We start from the raw sequence: 1,266 nt of genomic DNA, 5'->3' as shown, positions 1-1,266 counted from the left end.
CGCGCCAGGGCCTCGAAGGCGACGAGGCTGTCGTCGGCCGTGCGGTAGATCGGCTGGAACACCATCTCGACCGCCTCGGTGGCGATCGTATCGGCGATGCGCCGCCGTTTGGCCTCGCGCTCCCGTGCCGCGTCGCGGTCCTTCCCCAGGATCGATTCCACGATGTCGGCGCAGAGACGCAAGGTCGCGAGGTCGCGCGTCGTGAGGGTCCGGTCCGGCGTGAAGCTGAAGCAGCACAAGGTCCCGTAGGCTTCGCCGTCCGCATGGCGCAGCGGCACGCTCAGATGGGCCCCGACCGGCAGGTCGCGCGTGACCGGCATCTGGCTCGCGATGGGATCCTCGGCCGCGTCCTGCATCAGGCCCGGCATCAGGCCCTTCGCCACGTAGTAGCAGAAGCTCTGCTCGAGCGGGGCATGCGCCCCGACCGAGACCGGGTTGTGCGCCGTGCCGGCATCCGAGACGCGGAACACCCGGTCGCCCGCGACGAATTCCGACACGAACCCCACATCCATCGCGAGATGGCGGCGGACGGCGCGGAGCACGGACAGGATCTGCTCGCCGGCACTGCCGGACCGGTCAGCGAAGAGGGAGCGCAGGGGCATCGTTCGATCTGGCCGCATGGGGGAGAACGCCGCATCATCAACCGGAAATGTATCAAGGGTTGTTTCCGGGGGCGATGCAACCTTGATCCCAATCAGTACACATTTTGAAAATTTTCCCAAACTGGCTACTAGGAAATAGTCCGAAATCGTCATGGCGTCGGAAGCGTTCGTCCCATGATCGAGGCATACGGCTTGGCCGGTTCGCAATGCTGCACGACGAGCGCAAGAGTGTCGGCAAAATACAAGGACGAGTCTTCTCGGTCATCCTTGCTTGCGACATACTCAAGGGCAGGGCGGGCCTCTCCATCTGATCAATGTCCTGGTCATGGCAAGCAGTTGCATGTTTTTCACAGAATTGGCATTCTGACAAGATAACGGGTGCGCAGTCGATCAGACTAGAGAAGTCGCCATGCTCGGTCCGGACATCCAAGAGAGGCACCCCCGTTCCGGTCCCGGCGCGACCGCGATCCTGGACAGGGTGCCGCCGCCCCTCCGAGTATTGCTCGACCGGATCGAGCGTGGCCTGATCGACTTGGCGAACGCTGGCGTGGTGACGGCCGGGCACCCGGAAGGCACGGCCGGACGCGAGGCGGTGCATGCCGTGCGCAGCGCGCTGTCCGATATCTGTGCGCTGACGGAGGCGGAGGCCAACCCGGAGGTGCGG

Annotated in this window: 2 protein-coding genes; one reads left to right on the top strand and one right to left on the bottom strand. The window is 64.7% G+C overall.

Features of this window, described 5'->3' with window-relative positions; all coding sequences use genetic code 11:
• Positions 1–602, bottom strand: a 602-nt coding sequence (locus VP06_RS33210) for a GAF domain-containing protein (protein WP_197093352.1), incomplete at its 3' end; no start/stop codon positions are given.
• A 409-nt stretch (positions 603–1,011) separates the two neighbouring features.
• Between VP06_RS33210 and VP06_RS36905 the strand changes: the two genes are divergently transcribed.
• Positions 1,012–1,266: hypothetical protein (locus VP06_RS36905; protein WP_156295894.1), on the top strand; the 255-nt coding region annotated here is incomplete at its 3' end.

The organism is Methylobacterium aquaticum, assembly GCF_001043915.1.
GTDB classification, from domain to species: domain Bacteria; phylum Pseudomonadota; class Alphaproteobacteria; order Rhizobiales; family Beijerinckiaceae; genus Methylobacterium; species Methylobacterium aquaticum.
Note: the sequence above shows the minus strand (reverse complement) of the source record. Positions and strands in the feature narration are given on the sequence as shown.